This is a genomic window from Staphylococcus sp. AC872 (assembly GCF_979255425.1).
The window spans coordinates 227,730-246,370 of record NZ_CEEDKW010000004.1; the positions used below are offsets into that span (position 1 = coordinate 227,730).

Genomic DNA, 18,641 nt, shown 5'->3' on the forward strand with positions numbered 1-18,641 from the left:
AAAACCTAAAAATATGAAATAATAATAACTTCAATTATATCAAGGCGTACACTATAAAATTCTTTTTATTTAGTTAATGTAAAATAACGCTAAATATTAACAATCTCTTAATGTTAACGTGGTAATATGTAAATAAAGGGATGTGATGATATGGATAAAGAATTATTAAGACGATACTTAAATGACGATGGTTTCAAAGCAGTTGCGGTAGTATTTGGGAATAAGCGTGTCATTTTAGAAAACGATATCCACGTTGATTATGAACATGAGGTCATTATTTATCCTATGAAGAATTGCACAAGAATTATTCCATTCGGTGCGATATCTTATCTTGATTTATTAGAGAAAAATGACCAGTTTGTTAATTATTTTAAAGAAGTCTAATCGCATGAATAAACGCCTTACTCATCATTTGTAAAATGACTTAAATAGAGTAGGGCGTTTTAATATGTTTTCACTAATTTTAAATGGTATTCGTCTGTAAAGTTATCTTTAAGTGCATAAGGTGAAATGATATACATACCGTGGTCGGTTACTGCATTTTGACTTACACCTTCTTTATAGGCTTGATAGATAATTTTTGTACAGTAAGTGAAATGTTTACTTTTAAGATTTAATGTTACTAAGTATCTATGATTAGTATTTTCATAGTTCTCCTTAGTCCATCGAGCAGCTTTTTTACCGGCACCAGGCTTAGCGCAACGATATATTTTAATCCAGTCATCTTTACCTTCACCAAATCTTGACTTAAATGATTCAAATGACTCAGTGATAGGTTTGTCACCAGGGCCTTCAATTTGTAAAACCGTATCATGATCAATGGCGATACTTGAATGACCAAAAAAGCCGAATAAGACAGGACCTTTAGTTATAATGATATCTCCAGGTTGAAGTTGGAAGTCTTGTTTTGATTTCGACATAGAAGAATCTTCGGCATTAGCAATATTGATATGAAAAGGTGATAAGGTCAAGCATATATTGAAGATGATAGTGAAAAGTAATATATATGCAAACTTTTTATACAATGGTTAGAGACTCCTTTATAAATGTAAAATACATAAAAATTAATAAAGTATTAAAATAAAACGTTCAGCTACAACGGCAACTGAACGTATTTGTTTTGGACTAGAGTCCGAATAACAATGTATATATCAACATAGCTAATCCAAAAATGAAGAATACAATGGTGAAACCAAGATAAGATTCTTTCTTAGATTCTTTTTTAGTTTTAAGCATGATAGCTAGAATAATCGCACCAGCTACGATAAATATAAGTGAAAGCCAAAAAAGAATTGTAAAATGCAAGCTCATTTTTTAACCTCCTATCTCTTTAAAGAAAATCATAAAAAATTGGATAAATGTAGTACAGTGTAAGAATAATATTAATAAAGAAAAGAACTTCACTTAACAAGTCCTTTTTAGTTATAGCAATAGCAAAACTAATCATCATAATCAAACCGCATACAATTAATCCAGGCACTAACCATAAGGTATCGTCTAGGTTTGCATTATAAGTAATAATTACATTAAAAATAATAAATAATATCGTTAAAATAATATTGATTGCATGTATAATGTATAGTTTCATAGGTGCTTCACCTCTGGAAAATGCATCTTTGATTTCAAAATCCTTATTCTTATCATATCATTAATTGAGATTTGGTAAATATAGAAATGCTGTAACTATCAATTAAATGTGAATAAATAATGAGAAATTAATGAAAAAATGAATTTCAAACTGAAAAAGGAGCAATTAATTGAATAAATATTACAAATTAATAAAAAATGTGCAAAATTGAATTTTGCACATTTACAATCTCGAGTTTTCTGATAAGATTAAATACAAATCAACTATTGATTAAGATAAGGGGGTATGTGATTATGACATTTTATGATTTTATTATAGGTTTTATTAATGATGATACACCATTTGGAAGTTTAGCTAACTATATTAATAAAGATCACAAATTCCCAAAAGATGAAAAAAATAAGCATGTTATTCGATCATATGTGCTGTCTAATTATAAGGGCCCTCAACTTATTGAAAGCACCAATAGAGCGATTAGTTTATATCAACTAACTTAAGTAATACCAGTTTTGTTGGTTTAAAGCATGCCAAACGTCTTTCGTTTTAAAATTGATATCATTGTTTTTGATACTAAATGGCTTTATGATGTCGTTATCTAACCAGGTGTTAATGAGCTCATTTGGTACGCCGTCTAATAACATATCACTTTTACTTACTATAAAACATTCCCAATCAAGTGATACATTTTGCGGGTTCACATAATTGTAATCATGAGACTCCATTTTATTTAACACTCCTTTAACAAATGTAAATCTAGTGTTAAGTTATACCCTTTTTAAGGGTAGTCAAACCCTATCAGACAGTTAATTTATCAATAAATTGTTGATTTACTAACGACTTTAGTAGTGATTTAATGGTATTAGATAAGTAACTCGTTATCATTTAGTGTATAGCGAATTGTGAATAGTAGTTTAGTAGAGGTGTGAAAAATTGACGAAGATTTTATATTTAATGAGACATGGTCAAACTGTTTTTAATTTAAAGGGTAAAATCCAAGGGGCAAGTGATTCACCATTAACAAACCATGGTATTGAACAAGCTCAAGCCGCTGCACGTTATTTTGAGAATAATCATATTGAATTTGATACCTTGTTTTCATCTTCTCAGGAACGAGCGTGTGATACACTTGAGAATGCTGTACCTAACCATCAACATAAATATGTTCGGTCAAAAGGTTTAAAAGAATGGCATTTTGGTGTTTTTGAGGGTGAAAGTATTGAATTGCTTAAGAAAATCAAACAGCCTACAACGCTTTATGGAGATTATGTCGTTCCTTTCGGTGGAGAGTCGCGTTTACAAGTAGAACAACGTATGACAGATACATTAACTGAAATTATGGAACATCATTGTGATAAAACAACATTAGCTGTAAGTCATGGTAGTACTATAGGTCTTTTTATTAGAAAGTGCTTGGGTTATGAAGAGGGTAGTTCATTTGATATAGGAAATTGTCATATTTTAAAATTTGAATATCAAGATGGTCAATTTAAATTTATTGAATTGATTGATCCTACATTATAAAAATAAGCTCGACGTTGCAAATAAGGCAATGTTGAGCTTTTAATATATTTTATCATCTTAATTTGTTTAAATCTTTGAATGCATAATTAGAATATGGCCCACATATATCCTTAATTTAATCAAAGACATATATTAGCTTTTTCTTAAATCATAAGATAGCCAATGTTCATCAAAATATTCGTCACCAATTTTACTAGCATTTTTCTCAAAACCAAGATTTTCAAATCCTAGAGAACTAAAAAATACTTTAGCGCTGATATTACTAGATGTCACTGAAGTAAGTATTGTTTCTAAGTTCTTTTGTTCAGCAAAATGAAGTATATAATTGATTAATTCTCTGTTAATCACTTCATCATTGTCTTTTACAAAGTTATTTAGGATAACTGCTTTATGTTGTTTACCTACATATTTGCTTTGTCTCAATGTTGCAGTTGCAACTAGGACATCATCTTCAAAAGCACCAAAAACATTGATATGAGCTGTTTCTGAAGATAAAATTTTTGTCAAAGCTTCATCGGATACATGATCCAAATAATAGCGATCCCATGAATATGTGTGATGTTCCCCTGATAAAAGTGATTTGTATGAAGCTAAATCATCTAGGTTTAATGTACGTATGTTGTTCATAGTGACCTCCTGATTCAAATAGTTGATTAATTTGAAGTGGCTAGTTAATTACATAATAAAATATTTAATTAAAACTTTCAATAATAATTTAAAAATAGACAAAAACACTTTCGAAAATTTTGATAAAATAATTATTTAATTACATGGTTATGTATATTATATATTCAGTATACCAGAGTTATCGTCAGGATGGGGAAAATTACTTAAGGAGATTATATGAAAAAAAGACACGTTCTTATAAGAACGTGTCTTTTTATTTAATCTTTTAAACTATTATTTAGTCTTCTACTTTAACATTTAAATTGACATCGATATTACCGCGTGTCGCTTTAGAATATGGACAGAAGTCATGTGCATCTTGAAGATATTTTTCAGCATCTTCTTGAGATAATACATTTTTCACTTTCGCGTCAATATCTACGCTTAATTTTGGACTTTCAGCATCTGGATCATCTTCTAATCTTACTGTAAGTGTTACTTCTGGCTCTGCATCACGTACTTTATTTTGTTTTAAGATTAAATCAAACGCGCCATTAAAACATGATGCATAACCTGCGGCAAATAATTGCTCAGGGTTTGTTGCTTTACCATCTGCTTGTTGTGGTGGTAATACATCTACATTTATCGCATTATCATCAGTTTGAACGTGTCCTTTACGTCCACCAACGTTTGTTGCTTTAGTTTCATATTGAACTGCCATATATGATTACCTCCTATATTTTGTATATATTTTTCTATACCCGTAAATATTCATCTCAATCATGTGTGAATTTTTTTTAAGATATGTTACTGCAAAGCACTTTATGGCGGTTTGATGTAATTTAGTTTAGAATAATTATCAATTAATGATGTATTGAATGAAATGAGGGATTGATATGCAAAAGGTAGATATAGCCGTAACGATTGCGCCTAAAGAAGCAACGATAACTGACTTGTTTAAAGACTTAGAGTTCTTTCAAGACAGTATTGATATTATTGAATTACGAATAGATCAATGGGCAGATATTACAGGAGTTAATCAGGTTGTCGATGAGTTAAATGAATTGCCTTTTGAATTTAAAGTATTAATCACATATAGATCTAACTCCCAAGGAGGTAAGGGTTATGTGAATGAAGTTGAATATCAAAGTGTAATTCAAAACCTCATTGATGAATCAAATTATGACATGTTAGACATTGAATGGGATGACCAAAAAGACAAAAATACTTATTTAACTCTTATAAATAAGGCACATCAAAAAGGCATTCAAGTGGTACTATCACATCATAATTTTAATGAAACACCATCATTAGAAGAATTAAAATTCACTTATTATAAAATGCACCAATTCGAAGCAGACTATTTAAAAGTGGCAGTTATGCCTAATGATGAAAAGGATGTATTACATCTATTGGAGGCAGTCAAAGACTCGGCTGATGCTTTAAATCAGCACATTGTTGGTATAGCAATGTCGGATATAGGCTTAGTTAGTCGTACGGCACAGGGCGTATTTGGTGGTACTGTATCTTATGGTTGCTTAAATGAACCGCATGCTCCAGGACAAATTCATGTAGAAGAATTGAAAAAACAAATAGATTTCTATAATAAGTAAGTCGACGATTTGAACATTACCTTAATATATTTTATAATTGATAAAGATTATCAATGAACGAAGAAGGAGCGATATGATTGGAACTACAAGATGCAATATCAAACAGAAGAAGCGTCAAGAAGTTTAAACACGATATGACTATCGATGATAATGCTTTATATGAGGCTATAGAAAAGGCTACCGATGCTCCTAACCATGGTATGAGAGAGCCGTGGAGAGTTGTACATGTTGCTAAAGATAGATTAGGAAACATGAGTGAAGATATCACACGCTTTGCTTTCCCCGATAGTCCGGAAAAGCGAGCTGATCATTATGATAAAGTGACAAAACTAGGCGGCATGTTGTTGTTGATTATGAAAGCAGATCCAAGACAACGTCAAAATAGAGAAAATTACTTTGCATTCGGTGCATTTGCCCAAAATTTAATGTTGTTACTTTATGAAGCAGGTATTGGTACTTGTTGGAAATCACCTGCATATATTTTTGAACCTAAAATCCGTAAAGCATTAAATATTGAAGATGATGAAATATTAGCAGGATTCTTATATCTTACTGATTTAGAAGAACCAATGACAAAAGCTAAACGTAAGAATAGAGACCTAATTTCAGAGTATTAAAAGTGATGATGTAGAGCAATATAATAAAATAAGGTCGAGACGTTAACTAAGTCATAAACCAATAAGTTGGTACTATGATACTTAATCAATGTCTCGACCATTTTTTGTATATTATTTATTGAATGTTTCGTCTAAGAATGATTCTACTTGTTCAGGAGATTTAGCATTTGCTGAGTGTAAATGAGCTAACTTTTCACCATTTTTAAATACTAAAATACTAGGAATACCCATAACATCATTTTCAGCAGTTACATCTTCCAATTCATCACGATTTACAGTATACCATTCATAATCCTTATATTTTTCAACGATAGGGTCTATCCACATATCCATTGCTTTACAATCAGGGCACCAACCTGCTTCGAATTTGACGATAACAGGTTGATCGTTTTGGACAGTGTCGTTAAATTGTTCAGTTGTTTTAATACTTTCCATTTATAAAAGCTCCTTTGAAAAAATTTAGTAAATTTATTATAACGGATGAAAATACTTAAATAAAAAAATAAGCTTAAAAAGTAGAGCGTTTTCTAAAATAACATGATATATTGGATTTAAGAGATAAAGGAGGCAAAGCGATGATTAAATTTTACCAATATGCAAATTGTACAACTTGCAAAAAAGCAGCAAAATTTTTAGATGAATACGGTGTGAGTTATGAACCAATTGATATTGTTCAACATACACCAACGAAAAATGAATTTAAAGAAATTGTTGATAAAACTGGTGTAGACACTAAAAAATTATTTAATACACACGGTGCCAAATATCGTGAATTAGATTTAAAAAATAAATTAGATGATTTATCAGACGAAGAACGTTTTGAATTACTTGCTTCAGATGGCATGTTAGTGAAAAGACCTTTAGCTATATTAGGTGATAAAATCACATTAGGTTTTAAAGAAGAAGAGTATAAAAATACTTGGTTATAATTGGATACCATTTCAAAATATAAAAAGTGAACTTTCATTTTAATAAAGTCATAAAAATACCAATTTACATCTTAAATCCGAATATTTAAAGGTTTAAAATTTTTAGATAATAGTTGATTGATAATTGTGGGTATGGCATCATTAAAATGTACTTAAAATTAGGAGGGGATTTATCGTGGCAGTACCAAACGAATTTAAATACTCTAAAGAACATGAATGGGTTAAAGTTGAAGGAAATGTAGCGACAATTGGTATTACTGAATATGCTCAAAACGAGTTAGGTGATATCGTATTCGTTGAATTACCTGAAACTGATGATGAATTAAACGAAGGCGACACTTTCGGTAGTGTTGAATCTGTAAAAACTGTATCTGAATTATATGCACCAATTACTGGTAAAGTAGTTGAAGTTAATGAAGAATTAGAAGATAGTCCTGAATTTGTAAACGAATCACCATACGAAAAAGCATGGATGGTTAAAGTAGAAATTAGTGACGAAAGCCAAATTGACGAATTATTATCAGCAGAACAATATTCAGAAATGATTGGCGAATAATATTTGCAAACTCCTCGATCTCGTATCAAGGAGTTTTTTTTAGTGTTTCTTAAATCTTTAGATTTTAGAAACACTTATGCCATTGCGAAAGCAGAGGCGAACCGAAGGAAGAATTTTATAGGCATGCGTACATATAATCTGATGAACTTAGATTTAAAAAGACATTGATGCTATTTGTAAAAAAGATATTAACAGTGTAATGAAATGGTTAATTCATTTTAAGTTTTTGTAGTATATGTTTTATAAATAGCATCTTCGTGGAATTAAATAGTGATAGCTAATTTTCGATTTTTAAAGGGTGAATACTTATGACTATTGTGAATAAAGTAATCATTGTTGAAGGTAAATCTGATAAAAAACGAGTGCAGCAAGTCATTGCAGAACCAGTAAGTATTATTTGTACGCATGGTACTATGAGTATAGATAAGATAGATGATATGATAGAATCACTTTATGGTAAACAAGTTTTCGTCTTAGCTGATTCAGATGACGAAGGGGATCGAATTAGAAAATGGTTCAAACGGTATTTAAGTGAGTCTGAACATATTTTTGTAGATAAAACATTTTGCGAAGTGGCCAATTGTCCTAAAAATTATTTAGCGCATGTACTTACCAAACATGGATTTAATTGCAAAAAAGAGAAATCCCTTATACCTAATTTAAAAACTGAAAGGTTAGTTTTAGTGAATGAGTAAATCAATCGAAATAGACGATGTGACTGAAAACTTTGGTGAAGATAAACATCTCATTTTCGGATATACGCCTACATGCGGTACATGTAAAGTGTCTGAAAGAATGTTGGATATTGCAAATGAAATTTTGAAACTTCCGGTTAAGAAAATTGATATGAACTTTCATCCAAAGTTTAGTGAAACACATCAAATTATGTCAGTACCAGTATTAATGTTAATGAATAAGGATAAAGAAGTAAAAAGATTGTATGCGTTTAGGTCTGTTCCTTATTTGTTAGAAAATTTAAAATAATTATTGACGAATCTCTACCGTGATGGTAGGATTAAATAAAATTAAATCATGCAAACACTCTTATCGAGAGAGGTGGAGGGATGTGCCCTACGAAGCCCGGCAACCGTCTTATATAGAAATGGTGCCAATTCACATAAAGGTAAACTTTAGAAGATGAGAGAAAGATATTTTAAAATGCTTTCTCAAACAGTCTAAAGTTTTGAGGAAGCATTTTTTAATTTGTATTAGTTATAAACAAGGAGGCATTAACGTGATTGAGTTAAAACAAATCGTGAAACGATATCATACGAAAAATAAAGACGTACTCGCTGTAGATCACGTTGATTTAAACATTCAATCCGGTTCCATTTTTGGGGTGATTGGTTTTTCTGGAGCAGGTAAGAGTACCTTAATTAGAATGTTTAATAATTTAGAAGCACCCACTTCTGGAGAAGTTATTATTGATGGAGATAGCATAAGTCAATTATCGAAGTCAGATTTACGTAAGAAGCGCCAAAAAGTAAGTATGATTTTCCAACATTTTAATTTACTATGGTCGAGAACTGTACTTAAAAATATTACATTCCCACTAGAAATTGCAGGATTATCTAGAGGAGAAGCAAAACGTAAGGCAAATGAATTAATAGAACTTGTAGGCTTGAAGGGACGAGAAAATGCTTATCCATCTGAGTTGTCTGGTGGACAGAAACAAAGAGTTGGTATTGCCAGAGCATTAGCCAATGATCCGACAGTATTGCTTTGTGATGAAGCTACAAGTGCACTTGATCCTCAAACTACAGATGAAATTTTAGACTTATTATTAAAAATACGTGAGCAACAAAATTTAACAATCGTGTTAATCACACATGAAATGCAAGTGATTCGCCGAATTTGTGATGAAGTCGCAGTTATGGAAAACGGACGCGTGATAGAACAAGGTCAAGTTAGCCAAGTATTTGAAAATCCACAACACGAAGTAACGAGACGATTTGTAAAAGATGATTTAAATGAGGATTTTGAGGAATCATTAGATGCGTTAGAACCATTAGATAACAATGCTTACATAGTTAGATTGAATTTTAACGGTGAAAATACGACTCAACCAATTGTATCGTACATTACAAAAACGCATCAGATTGACGTTAATATTTTAGAAGCTGACATTAAAAATACAAGAAATGGTACATTAGGATTTTTAGTTATCCATATACCTTTTATAAGTTCTGAAAATTTCGAAGATTTCAAATCTAATCTTAATGAGAAACATGTGAATGTGGAGGTGTTAAGACATGGGTAAGTCAGTTGGAGAAATACTCCAAGAAATGATTACAATGCCGAACGTCCAATGGCCAGAAGTTTGGCAAGCCATTGTTGAAACACTTTATATGACTGTCGTATCAACAATATTTGCTTTTATATTTGGATTGATTTTAGGTGTTTTATTATTTTTATCGGCTAAGAGTCATTCAAAAGTGGCAAGAATATTTTATTCAATCGTTTCATTTATCGTGAACCTATTTAGAGCGATACCGTTCATCATTTTAATCTTGTTATTAATACCATTTACAAGTGTCGTTTTAGGCACAATAAGTGGTCCAACAGGTGCACTACCTGCATTAATCATAGGTGCAGCGCCATTCTAGGCTAGATTAGTAGAAATTGCTTTCAAAGAGATAGATAAAGGGGTAATTGAGGCAGCGTGGTCTATGGGTGCTAATACTTGGACTGTAGTAAGAAAAGTATTACTACCTGAAGCAATGCCGGCGTTAGTATCAGGTTTAACAGTAACAGCAATTGCATTAGTGGGATCTACAGCAATTGCCGGAGTTATCGGTGCTGGTGGTTTAGGTAACTTAGCTTACTTAACAGGTTTCACTCGAAATCAAAAAGACGTTATTTTAGTTTCAACAGTTTTCATCTTAATCATTGTATTCATCATCCAATTTATTGGTGACTGGGTTACAAACAAAATTGATAAACGCTAAAGAAAAGGGGACAAATCAATGAAGAAAATTTTAGGTATTTTATTATTATTATCTTTAACTGTAGCATTAGCAGCATGTGGAGGTAAGGATGACGACAAGACAATTAAAGTAGGTGCTTCACCTGCACCTCACGCAGAAATTTTAGAAAAAGCAAAACCATTATTAGAGAAAAAAGGTTATAAATTAGATATTCAAACAATCAACGACTATACAACACCTAACAAATTATTAGATAAAGGTGAATTAGATGCCAACTTCTTCCAACATACACCTTATTTAAAAACTGAAAGTAAAGAAAAAGGATACAAAATTGAATCAGCTGGTGACGTAGAATTAGAACCAATGGCTGTCTACTCTAAAAAGTATAAAAGCTTAAAAGATTTACCTAAAGGTGCAACAGTATACGTTTCTAACAATCCTGCAGAACAAGGTCGTTTCCTTAAATTCTTCGTGGATGAAGGATTAATTAAAATTAAAAAAGGCGTTAAAATTGAAGACGCAAAATTCAGTGACATCACTGAAAACAAAAAAGACATCAAATTTAACAACAAACAATCAGCAGAATTCTTACCAAAAATCTATCAAAAACAAGATGCAGATGCAGTTATCATTAACTCAAATTATGCTATTGATCAAAAATTAAATCCTAAAAAAGACTCAATCGCTTATGAAAAAGCTAAAGATAATCCATATGCTAACTTAATCGCAGTTAAAGATGGACATAAAGACGATAAGAAAATTAAAGAATTAATGAAAGTTTTACGTTCAAAAGAAATTAAAGACTACATTAATAAAAAATATGATGGTGCTGTAGTGCCAGCAGAATAATTATAGAAATAGTAAAATCCTCAAGACAAAAGTGCTTGAGGATTTTTTATATTTATATCATTTGTATAATTTTTTTAATATCTAATAAGCTCATTTAAATAGGTTATAAAGTAACAAAATTAATGAAGCAATAAGTAGAAGTGTAGAAGGTAACATAGCATTATTATCAGGCTTAGTAAATTGATTTTTAATAATTAAAATCAAGGATATGAGTATTAATAATATTGCTACTATATGGACAATTATTGTAAACATTTAACCATCCCTTTTTTATAAGCGTAATATATTTGAAAGGCATTATTTTCATATTAGACCATCAATTAATATTAATTTTTTGAAAATAAATGTTTATATAGTATGAATAGTGGTATAAATTAAGCATAATAACTTACTAAATAAATACTAGGAGGAATTCATCATGGCTGAAGATAAATTCGAACAAGCAAAAGGTAATGTAAAAGAAACTGTAGGTAACGTAACTGATAACGAAAACCTTGAAAAAGAAGGTAAAGAAGATAAAGCTTCTGGTAAAGTAAAAGAAGCAGTAAATAATGTTATCGATAAAGTTAAAGGTAACAAAGAATAATTATTAAATAATCAAAAGGCTCTCATCCACATTAGTGTTTGAGAGCCTTATTTTTATATTTGTTCTTCATTTTTAGCAGTTATTTGTCCTAAGACATAGCTAACAATAAAGCCAACAATTAAAGTGACAATAGAAATGATCCATGTCAAAGCGGATTTAGGTAAGCCTGGATAAACAGCAAATATGGATCCAATAACAAAGCCTATAATTAATGCGAATGTCATGGTTGTATGATGATGTAACAAGTATTGGATTAATTTACTTGACACTAAGAATCCAGTTAGGATACCTAAACCTACTATTAAAAGTATAGGTAAAGCATTGAAATTAAATTTTACTAATTGAGATATAGCATACATTACAGTACCATAAGCACCAAATATAAGTAACATAAATGAACCTGAAATACCTGGTAAGAGCATTGCACTAGAAGCACATATACCTGCAATATAATATTTAATAATAAGACTAGTAGATAAAGATAATGTTTCTCCTGTGTGCTTGTCTCCACCATTAAGTAGGGTCATGATCACCAATATTGCGATGCCAACCAAAACTACAATGTAATGCTTTGCTATAAAAGTTGATTTAAAATGTGACACTTTAAGAAGGTAAGGAATAATTCCAATGATTAACCCGGTGAAAAAGAACATTGTTGGAATTTCATGTGTACTAAGCAAATAGTTAAATAGATTGCTTAATATACCGATTGCTAAAAGCATACCTATTATAATAGGTAATAAAAATTTCAAACTAGGCCAAAACCTTCTTGAAAATAAGCCACTAATGGAACTAATAAAACCATCATAAATTCCAAGTAAAAGTGCTATAGTGCCACCACTGACACCAGGTACTAAATCACTTGTACCCATACCAAAACCTTTTAATACATTAATCCATTTAAAGTTTTTCATTAATGTCTCCTTTCTTAACCCTAAAAGGTTAAAGTGTATAATAACATAATTCATTGGCTTGAGTTAAATAAAACAACTATTTGTCTAAAAAGTGTCTATTGAGAAAGATGCATATTTCGTTATCATTTGAAATAACTAAAAACAATAGATGAAAATCGTTTTTTGAAAAGAATTACTCTAATTTACGGTTTTAAAAAGTTTATATTATCCAGTAAGTACGTTATAATGAACAGGATTGAAAATTCCAAAGGCTTTTTGACTACAGATTAAAATTATTATAAACTAGTTAAGAAAACTTTATATTTTATGGAGGGAATATAAATGTCATCAACATTAGAAATTAAAGACCTACACGTGTCTATTGACGATAAAGAAATTTTAAAAGGTGTTAATTTAACAATTAATACTGGGGAAATTCATGCCATTATGGGACCAAATGGTACTGGTAAATCAACATTATCATCTGCAATTATGGGTCATCCAAGCTATGAAGTAACACAAGGTGAAGTATTACTTGATGGTGTTAACATTTTAGAATTAGAAGTTGATGAAAGAGCTAAAGCAGGATTATTCTTAGCAATGCAATATCCTTCAGAGATAACAGGTGTTACTAACGCTGATTTCATGCGTTCAGCAATCAATGCTAAACGTGAAGAAGGACAAGAAATCAACTTAATGCAATTTATTAAAAAATTAGATAAAGAAATGGATTTCTTAGATATTGACCAAGATATGGCACAACGTTATCTAAATGAAGGTTTCTCAGGCGGAGAGAAAAAACGTAACGAAATCCTACAATTAATGATGTTAGAACCTAAGTTTGCAATTTTAGATGAAATTGACTCAGGTTTAGATATTGATGCGTTAAAAGTAGTATCTAAAGGTATTAATCAAATGCGTGGAGAAGATTTCGGTGCATTAATGATTACTCACTATCAACGTTTATTAAACTATATTACACCTGACAAAGTACATGTTATGTATGGTGGTAAAGTAGTTAAATCTGGAGGACCAGAGTTAGCGAAACGTCTTGAAGAAGAAGGTTACGAATGGGTTAAAGAAGAATTTGGTGCAGCTGAATAATCGATATTGATTCATCGATTGTAAGCTCGTTGAGATGTTCGTATAAATGATGAAACTGAACATTGACTTATTAATACTATTTCATCAAGTGGGAGGATAAGAGTTATGACAACTGAAACTTTGAACATTTCTGAAGAACAACTTGTTGATTATTCAAAAGCGCACAATGAACCTTCTTGGATGACAGAATTACGTAATAAAGCGTTGAAATTAACAGAAACTTTAGAAATGCCAAAACCTGATAAAACAAAATTAAGAAAATGGGACTTTGATAGTTTTAAACAACATCACACTGAAGGCAGTGTATATCAAAGTTTAGAAGAACTACCTGAATCTGTTAAGAAAATTATCGATGTTGAAAATACTGAAAACTTAGTTATTCAACATAATAATGACTTAGCTTACACACAAGTTTCTGAGCAAGCTAAAAATGATGGTGTCATTATTGAAGGTTTATCAGAAGCGCTTGTTAATCATAGTGATTTAGTTCAAAAATATTATATGACAGATGCTGTAAATGTTGATGAACACCGTTTAACTGCTTTACACACTGCTTTAATGAATGGTGGCGTATTCGTTTACGTACCTAAAAATGTAGTAGTTGAGCATCCAGTACAATATGTTGTGTTACATGATGATGAAAATACAAGTTTTTATAATCACGTCATCATCGTTACTGAGCAAAGTGCAGAAGTAACTTATGTCGAAAACTATTTATCTAATGCAACCGGTGAAGGAAATCAAATTAATATTGTTTCTGAAGTTATCGCAGGTGCAAATTCTAATATTACGTATGGTTCAGTAGACTATTTAGATAAAGGATTTACTGGACATATCATTAGAAGAGGTACTACAGAAGCGGATGCATCAATTAATTGGGCTTTAGGATTAATGAATGAAGGAAGTCAAATTATTGATAATACTACAAACTTAATGGGTGACCGTTCAACAAGTGAACTTAAATCTGTTGTAGTCGGTACTGGTGACCAAAAAATTAATTTAACTTCTAAAATTGTTCAATATGGTAAAGAGACAGATGGCTATATCTTAAAACATGGTGTAATGAAAGAAAATGCATCTTCTGTATTTAACGGTATTGGTTACATCAAACATGGTGGTACTAAATCAATCGCAAACCAAGAATCACGTGTGTTAATGCTTTCTGAAAATGCACGAGGAGATGCTAACCCTATCTTATTAATCGATGAAGATGATGTAGAAGCGGGACACGCAGCGTCTGTAGGTCGTGTAGATCCAGAACAACTATACTACTTAATGAGCCGTGGTATTTCTAGAAGAGAAGCTGAACGCCTAGTTATTCATGGATTCTTAGACCCAGTTGTTAGAGAATTGCCAATTGAAGACGTAAAACGTCAATTAAGAGAAGTTATTGAGCTTAAAGTATCTAAATAAACTACAAATAAGAGATTTTTAATTAAAGAAAGGTCGTGAATAAAGTGGCCGAACAATCATTTGACGTTAATGAAGTTATTAAAGATTTTCCGATTTTAGAGCAACAAGTTAATGGCAAACGTTTAGCTTATCTTGATTCAACTGCGACAAGCCAAACACCAGTTCAAGTATTAAATGTATTAGATGATTATTATAAGCGTTATAACTCTAATGTACACAGAGGAGTTCACACATTAGGTTCTTTAGCTACAGATGGATATGAGAGTGCTCGTGAAACGGTAAGACGTTTCATCAATGCAAAATATTTTGAAGAAATCATCTTTACAAGAGGAACAACAGCGTCCATTAACATTGTTGCACATAGCTATGGTGATGCTAATGTTGAAGAAGGCGATGAAATTGTAGTTACTGAAATGGAGCATCACGCTAATATTGTGCCATGGCAACAACTTGCCAAACGTAAAAAAGCATCATTAAAATTCATTCCAATGACAGACCAAGGCGAACTAAATATTGATGACATTAAAGCGACAATTAATGATAATACTAAGATTGTTGCTATCGCACATGTTTCTAATGTTTTAGGGACAATTAATGATGTGAAAACAATAGCAGAAATTGCGCATCAACATGGTGCTATTATTAGTGTTGATGGTGCACAAGCAGCACCACATATGGCATTAGATATGCAAGATATTGATGCAGACTTTTACAGTTTTAGTGGACATAAAATGTTAGGTCCTACAGGTATCGGTGTGTTGTACGGTAAGCGTGAACTACTTAAAGACATGGAGCCTGTTGAATTTGGTGGCGATATGATTGACTTTGTAAGTAAATATGATGCTACTTGGGCAGATTTACCAACTAAATTCGAAGCAGGCACACCTTTAATTGCACAAGCAATCGGTTTAGCTGAAGCAATCCGTTATATTGAAAAATTAGGATTCGATGCTATTCATCAACATGAAAAAGAATTAACAGAGTATGCATATGAACAACTATCAGAAATTGAAGGTTTAGACATTTACGGTCCGCCTAAAGATAGACGTGCAGGTGTGATTACCTTTAATTTAGCTGATATTCATCCGCATGATGTTGCAACTGCTGTTGATACAGAATGTGTTGCGGTCAGAGCAGGACATCATTGTGCACAACCATTAATGAAATGGTTAGGCGTATCTTCAACTGCTAGAGCAAGCTTTTATGTATACAATAATAAGCAAGACATCGACCAATTTGTATATGCATTGAAACAAACGAAGGAGTTTTTCTCTTATGAATTTTAATAATTTAGATCAACTTTATCGATCTGTAATTATGGATCATTATAAAAATCCTAGAAACAAGGGCGTATTAGACAATGGTTCGATGACAGTTGATATGAATAATCCAACATGTGGTGACCGTATTCGACTAACCTTTGACATAGAAGATGGCGTTATTAATGATGCCAAATTCGAAGGTGAAGGCTGTTCAATCTCTATGTCCAGTGCCTCAATGATGACCGAAGCAGTAAAAGGTCACACATTAGCTGAAGCGATGCAAATGAGTCAAGAATTCACAAAAATGATGTTAGGTGAAGACTACGAAATAACTGAAGAAATGGGAGACATTGAAGCATTACAAGGTGTTTCTCAGTTCCCTGCACGTATTAAATGTGCCACTTTAGCTTGGAAAGCGCTCGAAAAAGGAACAGTTGAAAAAGAAGGTAAATCAGAAGGGACTACCGAAGAATAAGACTGGAGATGTTTCTATCTGACATAACGGGTAAACATGAACTAGATAATGAATTTTATCATTCATGTTGGCTTTTTACTTTCCTTAATCGTTGTTATAATATGATAACAATTTAAAACTTGTAATTAAAAATCTCACGCATGACGTTTAAATATATATAAGGAGTGATTGAAATGGCTAAAAAAGCACCTGATGTTGGGGATTACAAATATGGTTTCCACGACGAAGATGTTTCCATTTTCAGATCAGAACGAGGTCTAACTGAAAATATAGTTAGAGAAATTTCAAAAATGAAAGATGAACCTGAATGGATGCTTGATTTCCGTTTGAAAGCTTTAAAACTATTCTATAAAATGCCAATGCCTCAATGGGGTGGCGACTTATCAGAATTAGACTTTGATGACATTACTTACTATGTAAAACCATCAGAACATACTGAACGTTCATGGGATGAAGTACCTGAAGAAATCAAACGTACATTTGATAAATTAGGTATTCCTGAAGCTGAACAAAAATATTTAGCAGGTGTATCTGCTCAATATGAATCCGAAGTTGTTTATCACAACATGGAAAAAGAATTAGAAGAAAAAGGTATCATCTTCAAAGACACAGATAGTGCATTACGTGAGAATGAAGATTTATTCCGTGAATATTTCGCTACAGTTATTCCAGCTGCTGACAACAAATTTGCGGCATTAAACTCAGCTGTTTGGTCAGGTGGATCATTCATTTATGTACCTAAAAACGTTAAATTAGATACACCATTACAAGCATATTTCCGTATTAACTCTGAAAATATGGGACAATTTGAACGTACATTAATCATTGCTGATGAAGGCGCTTCTGTAAACTATGTAGAAGGTTGTACTGCACCAGTTTATACAACAAGCTCACTACACTCAGCAGTAGTTGAAATTATTGTTCATAAAGATGCACATGTGCGTTACACTACAATTCAAAACTGGGCAAATAATGTTTATAACTTAGTTACTAAACGTACATTTGTTCATGAGAATGGTAATATGGAATGGGTTGACGGTAACTTAGGTTCTAAGCTAACGATGAAATACCCTAACTGTGTATTATTAGGCGAAGGTGCAAAAGGTAGCACATTATCAATTGCATTTGCAGGTAAAGGACAAGTTCAAGACGCAGGTGCTAAAATGATTCATAAAGCGCCGAATACGTCTTCGACTATTGTCTCTAAATCTATTTCTAAAAATGGTGGTAAAGTTATCTATCGTGGTATTGTTCATTTTGGACGTAAAGCAAAAGGTGCACGTTCAAATATCGAATGTGACACATTAATTTTAGATAATGAATCAACTTCAGATACTATTCCATATAATGAAGTATTTAACGATAATATTTCATTGGAACACGAAGCAAAAGTTTCTAAAGTATCAGAAGAACAATTATTCTATTTAATGAGTCGTGGTATCTCTGAAGAAGAAGCGACTGAAATGATTGTTATGGGCTTCATTGAACCATTTACAAAAGAATTACCAATGGAATATGCAGTAGAAATGAATAGATTAATCAAATTTGAAATGGAAGGATCTATTGGTTAAACATAACTTATAGATGAACATTGTTTAATATAATTTGAGATATCAATCTCAGTCATTGCTAGCCAATGGATTTAATAATCCATTGGCTAGTTTTTATTTGGGTAGTTTTAATTAAAAATGATTTATAAGAT

The 18,641-nt window shown here is 31.6% G+C and carries 25 protein-coding genes, 1 pseudogene and 1 riboswitch; of the genes and pseudogenes, 18 read left to right on the forward strand and 8 right to left on the reverse strand.

Annotated features, from left to right (window positions below):
- Positions 1-150 precede the first annotated feature (150 nt).
- On the forward strand, positions 151-384 hold the full coding sequence (locus ACZ267_RS08335; RefSeq protein ID WP_002450870.1) for a hypothetical protein: 234 nt from the start codon (positions 151-153) through the stop codon (positions 382-384).
- Between the two features lie 59 nt (positions 385-443).
- Here the strand turns inward: ACZ267_RS08335 and lnsA are convergent, their stop codons facing one another.
- From lnsA to tsaA, 3 genes are all read right to left on the reverse strand, one after another.
- Complete coding sequence (gene lnsA, locus ACZ267_RS08340; RefSeq protein WP_015365251.1) at positions 444-1,025, reverse strand: lipoprotein N-acylation protein LnsA; 582 nt, start codon at positions 1,023-1,025, stop codon at positions 444-446.
- Positions 1,026-1,125: 100 nt separating this feature from the next.
- Complete coding sequence (tsaT, locus tag ACZ267_RS08345; protein WP_002465948.1) at positions 1,126-1,311, reverse strand: type II toxin-antitoxin system toxin TsaT; 186 nt, start codon at positions 1,309-1,311, stop codon at positions 1,126-1,128.
- 19 nt (positions 1,312-1,330) lie between these two features.
- Entirely contained in the window at positions 1,331-1,588 is a 258-nt protein-coding gene (gene tsaA, locus ACZ267_RS08350; protein ID WP_015365250.1) for a type II toxin-antitoxin system antitoxin TsaA, read from the reverse strand.
- A 293-nt stretch (positions 1,589-1,881) separates the two neighbouring features.
- On the opposite strand from tsaA, the gene ACZ267_RS08355 reads away from it, so the two are divergent.
- Positions 1,882-2,085, forward strand: coding sequence for a sterile alpha motif-like domain-containing protein (locus ACZ267_RS08355; RefSeq protein ID WP_463680309.1), 204 nt, complete (start codon positions 1,882-1,884; stop codon positions 2,083-2,085).
- On the opposite strand, the gene ACZ267_RS08360 is transcribed toward ACZ267_RS08355, so the two are convergent.
- The gene (locus ACZ267_RS08360; RefSeq protein WP_002450865.1) at positions 2,077-2,310 is read right to left on the reverse strand and encodes a hypothetical protein; all 234 of its coding nucleotides are present in this window, start codon (positions 2,308-2,310) and stop codon (positions 2,077-2,079) included. The two genes, ACZ267_RS08355 and ACZ267_RS08360, sit on opposite strands and share 9 nt — an antisense overlap.
- A gap of 208 nt (positions 2,311-2,518) precedes the next feature.
- Here ACZ267_RS08360 and ACZ267_RS08365 point away from each other — a divergent pair, with 208 nt between their 5' ends.
- The gene (locus ACZ267_RS08365; protein WP_002465945.1) at positions 2,519-3,109 is read left to right on the forward strand and encodes a histidine phosphatase family protein; all 591 of its coding nucleotides are present in this window, start codon (positions 2,519-2,521) and stop codon (positions 3,107-3,109) included.
- A gap of 132 nt (positions 3,110-3,241) precedes the next feature.
- Here the strand turns inward: ACZ267_RS08365 and ACZ267_RS08370 are convergent, their stop codons facing one another.
- Both ACZ267_RS08370 and ACZ267_RS08375 read right to left on the reverse strand, forming a co-directional pair.
- Complete coding sequence (locus ACZ267_RS08370; protein WP_002465942.1) at positions 3,242-3,736, reverse strand: GNAT family N-acetyltransferase; 495 nt, start codon at positions 3,734-3,736, stop codon at positions 3,242-3,244.
- 277 nt (positions 3,737-4,013) lie between these two features.
- Positions 4,014-4,436, reverse strand: a complete 423-nt coding sequence (locus ACZ267_RS08375) for an organic hydroperoxide resistance protein (protein WP_002450862.1) — start codon at positions 4,434-4,436, stop codon at positions 4,014-4,016.
- 175 nt (positions 4,437-4,611) lie between these two features.
- On the opposite strand from ACZ267_RS08375, the gene aroD reads away from it, so the two are divergent.
- Entirely contained in the window at positions 4,612-5,328 is a 717-nt protein-coding gene (gene aroD, locus ACZ267_RS08380) for a type I 3-dehydroquinate dehydratase (protein WP_002465941.1), read from the forward strand.
- Positions 5,329-5,405: 77 nt separating this feature from the next.
- On the forward strand, positions 5,406-5,945 hold the full coding sequence (locus ACZ267_RS08385) for a nitroreductase family protein (RefSeq protein ID WP_002465937.1): 540 nt from the start codon (positions 5,406-5,408) through the stop codon (positions 5,943-5,945).
- A 111-nt stretch (positions 5,946-6,056) separates the two neighbouring features.
- Here ACZ267_RS08385 and ACZ267_RS08390 read toward each other — a convergent pair whose 3' ends face one another.
- The gene (locus ACZ267_RS08390) at positions 6,057-6,380 is read right to left on the reverse strand and encodes a thioredoxin family protein (protein ID WP_015365247.1); all 324 of its coding nucleotides are present in this window, start codon (positions 6,378-6,380) and stop codon (positions 6,057-6,059) included.
- A gap of 140 nt (positions 6,381-6,520) precedes the next feature.
- On the opposite strand from ACZ267_RS08390, the gene ACZ267_RS08395 reads away from it, so the two are divergent.
- The 8 genes and pseudogenes from ACZ267_RS08395 to ACZ267_RS08430 all read left to right on the forward strand — a co-directional run bounded on the left by ACZ267_RS08395 (position 6,521) and on the right by ACZ267_RS08430 (position 11,792).
- On the forward strand, positions 6,521-6,874 hold the full coding sequence (locus tag ACZ267_RS08395; RefSeq protein ID WP_002465944.1) for an arsenate reductase family protein: 354 nt from the start codon (positions 6,521-6,523) through the stop codon (positions 6,872-6,874).
- Positions 6,875-7,049: 175 nt separating this feature from the next.
- Positions 7,050-7,430, forward strand: a complete 381-nt coding sequence (gcvH, locus tag ACZ267_RS08400) for a glycine cleavage system protein GcvH (protein ID WP_002465947.1) — start codon at positions 7,050-7,052, stop codon at positions 7,428-7,430.
- A gap of 308 nt (positions 7,431-7,738) precedes the next feature.
- Positions 7,739-8,125, forward strand: a complete 387-nt coding sequence (locus ACZ267_RS08405) for a toprim domain-containing protein (RefSeq protein WP_002450856.1) — start codon at positions 7,739-7,741, stop codon at positions 8,123-8,125.
- Complete coding sequence (locus ACZ267_RS08410) at positions 8,118-8,414, forward strand: thioredoxin family protein (RefSeq protein WP_002467441.1); 297 nt, start codon at positions 8,118-8,120, stop codon at positions 8,412-8,414. The genes ACZ267_RS08405 and ACZ267_RS08410 overlap by 8 nt, the downstream gene beginning before the upstream one ends.
- Before the next feature lie 57 nt (positions 8,415-8,471).
- Positions 8,472-8,574, forward strand: a riboswitch (SAM riboswitch).
- 90 nt (positions 8,575-8,664) lie between these two features.
- Positions 8,665-9,690, forward strand: coding sequence for a methionine ABC transporter ATP-binding protein (locus tag ACZ267_RS08415; protein ID WP_002467437.1), 1,026 nt, complete (start codon positions 8,665-8,667; stop codon positions 9,688-9,690).
- Positions 9,683-10,378, forward strand: a pseudogene (locus tag ACZ267_RS08420) (methionine ABC transporter permease). The gene ACZ267_RS08415 and the pseudogene ACZ267_RS08420 overlap by 8 nt, the downstream one beginning before the upstream one ends.
- Before the next feature lie 18 nt (positions 10,379-10,396).
- Entirely contained in the window at positions 10,397-11,206 is an 810-nt protein-coding gene (locus ACZ267_RS08425; RefSeq protein WP_002467439.1) for a MetQ/NlpA family ABC transporter substrate-binding protein, read from the forward strand.
- A gap of 415 nt (positions 11,207-11,621) precedes the next feature.
- Entirely contained in the window at positions 11,622-11,792 is a 171-nt protein-coding gene (locus ACZ267_RS08430; protein ID WP_171001918.1) for a CsbD family protein, read from the forward strand.
- A 53-nt stretch (positions 11,793-11,845) separates the two neighbouring features.
- Here ACZ267_RS08430 and popT read toward each other — a convergent pair whose 3' ends face one another.
- On the reverse strand, positions 11,846-12,706 hold the full coding sequence (popT, locus tag ACZ267_RS08435; RefSeq protein ID WP_079449047.1) for a polyprenyl-phosphate transporter PopT: 861 nt from the start codon (positions 12,704-12,706) through the stop codon (positions 11,846-11,848).
- Between the two features lie 321 nt (positions 12,707-13,027).
- Here popT and sufC point away from each other — a divergent pair, with 321 nt between their 5' ends.
- The 5 genes from sufC to sufB all read left to right on the forward strand — a co-directional run bounded on the left by sufC (position 13,028) and on the right by sufB (position 18,510).
- Positions 13,028-13,789, forward strand: a complete 762-nt coding sequence (gene sufC, locus ACZ267_RS08440; RefSeq protein WP_002450848.1) for a Fe-S cluster assembly ATPase SufC — start codon at positions 13,028-13,030, stop codon at positions 13,787-13,789.
- 105 nt (positions 13,790-13,894) lie between these two features.
- Entirely contained in the window at positions 13,895-15,202 is a 1,308-nt protein-coding gene (sufD, locus tag ACZ267_RS08445) for a Fe-S cluster assembly protein SufD (protein WP_079449048.1), read from the forward strand.
- A 35-nt stretch (positions 15,203-15,237) separates the two neighbouring features.
- Positions 15,238-16,488, forward strand: a complete 1,251-nt coding sequence (locus ACZ267_RS08450) for a cysteine desulfurase (RefSeq protein ID WP_463680310.1) — start codon at positions 15,238-15,240, stop codon at positions 16,486-16,488.
- On the forward strand, positions 16,478-16,939 hold the full coding sequence (sufU, locus tag ACZ267_RS08455) for a Fe-S cluster assembly sulfur transfer protein SufU (protein ID WP_002450845.1): 462 nt from the start codon (positions 16,478-16,480) through the stop codon (positions 16,937-16,939). Before ACZ267_RS08450 ends, sufU begins: the two co-directional genes overlap by 11 nt.
- 173 nt (positions 16,940-17,112) lie before the next feature.
- Positions 17,113-18,510: a Fe-S cluster assembly protein SufB gene (sufB, locus tag ACZ267_RS08460; protein WP_002450844.1), complete on the forward strand. Its 1,398-nt coding sequence runs from the start codon at positions 17,113-17,115 to the stop codon at positions 18,508-18,510.
- Positions 18,511-18,641: the final 131 nt, after the last annotated feature.

What these genes read in the sequence shown, in the direction of transcription:
- ACZ267_RS08370 (WP_002465942.1), bottom strand. Translation starts at nt 3,736, where the DNA reads ATGAACAACATACGTACATTAAACCTAGATGATTTAGCTTCATACAAA.
- ACZ267_RS08410 (WP_002467441.1), top strand. Translation starts at nt 8,118, where the DNA reads ATGAGTAAATCAATCGAAATAGACGATGTGACTGAAAACTTTGGTGAA.
- tsaA (WP_015365250.1), bottom strand. Translation starts at nt 1,588, where the DNA reads ATGAAACTATACATTATACATGCAATCAATATTATTTTAACGATATTA.
- ACZ267_RS08360 (WP_002450865.1), bottom strand. Translation starts at nt 2,310, where the DNA reads ATGGAGTCTCATGATTACAATTATGTGAACCCGCAAAATGTATCACTT.
- ACZ267_RS08395 (WP_002465944.1), top strand. Translation starts at nt 6,521, where the DNA reads ATGATTAAATTTTACCAATATGCAAATTGTACAACTTGCAAAAAAGCA.
- ACZ267_RS08425 (WP_002467439.1), top strand. Translation starts at nt 10,397, where the DNA reads ATGAAGAAAATTTTAGGTATTTTATTATTATTATCTTTAACTGTAGCA.
- ACZ267_RS08390 (WP_015365247.1), bottom strand. Translation starts at nt 6,380, where the DNA reads ATGGAAAGTATTAAAACAACTGAACAATTTAACGACACTGTCCAAAAC.
- aroD (WP_002465941.1), top strand. Translation starts at nt 4,612, where the DNA reads ATGCAAAAGGTAGATATAGCCGTAACGATTGCGCCTAAAGAAGCAACG.
- sufC (WP_002450848.1), top strand. Translation starts at nt 13,028, where the DNA reads ATGTCATCAACATTAGAAATTAAAGACCTACACGTGTCTATTGACGAT.
- tsaT (WP_002465948.1), bottom strand. Translation starts at nt 1,311, where the DNA reads ATGAGCTTGCATTTTACAATTCTTTTTTGGCTTTCACTTATATTTATC.
- sufB (WP_002450844.1), top strand. Translation starts at nt 17,113, where the DNA reads ATGGCTAAAAAAGCACCTGATGTTGGGGATTACAAATATGGTTTCCAC.
- popT (WP_079449047.1), bottom strand. Translation starts at nt 12,706, where the DNA reads ATGAAAAACTTTAAATGGATTAATGTATTAAAAGGTTTTGGTATGGGT.
- ACZ267_RS08355 (WP_463680309.1), top strand. Translation starts at nt 1,882, where the DNA reads ATGACATTTTATGATTTTATTATAGGTTTTATTAATGATGATACACCA.
- ACZ267_RS08375 (WP_002450862.1), bottom strand. Translation starts at nt 4,436, where the DNA reads ATGGCAGTTCAATATGAAACTAAAGCAACAAACGTTGGTGGACGTAAA.
- ACZ267_RS08405 (WP_002450856.1), top strand. Translation starts at nt 7,739, where the DNA reads ATGACTATTGTGAATAAAGTAATCATTGTTGAAGGTAAATCTGATAAA.
- ACZ267_RS08335 (WP_002450870.1), top strand. Translation starts at nt 151, where the DNA reads ATGGATAAAGAATTATTAAGACGATACTTAAATGACGATGGTTTCAAA.
- sufD (WP_079449048.1), top strand. Translation starts at nt 13,895, where the DNA reads ATGACAACTGAAACTTTGAACATTTCTGAAGAACAACTTGTTGATTAT.
- sufU (WP_002450845.1), top strand. Translation starts at nt 16,478, where the DNA reads ATGAATTTTAATAATTTAGATCAACTTTATCGATCTGTAATTATGGAT.